The 243-nt window shown below is 38.3% G+C and carries 1 protein-coding gene; it reads right to left on the reverse strand.

What is annotated here, in order from left to right; all coding sequences use genetic code 11:
* Positions 1-243, reverse strand: a 243-nt coding sequence (locus ACI43T_RS12250) for a hypothetical protein (protein ID WP_405387401.1), incomplete at both ends; no start/stop codon positions are given.

Here is a 243-nt window from a genome sequence, read left to right on the forward strand (position 1 = left end):
AACGGAAACAATAACATTGATTGAACTGGTTAGGTCTTTAAACCTTGCCATATCAAAAGACTGTTCACCTTTATCTCGTTTGGAATGTATTTGAATGTTAAGTATCCCGGCTTTACCGAGTTGTTCTGAAACATCTTGACAATGTTTTATTGAGGCGCAAAAAACAAGGGCTTTCCGATAAGGTACGGTTTGTAAATCAGCAATAAGCCCATCGTAAACTTTACGGGATTCGAACACCTTCTC

This window comes from Neisseria oralis, assembly GCF_045062685.1.
Lineage (GTDB): Bacteria > Pseudomonadota > Gammaproteobacteria > Burkholderiales > Neisseriaceae > Neisseria > Neisseria oralis.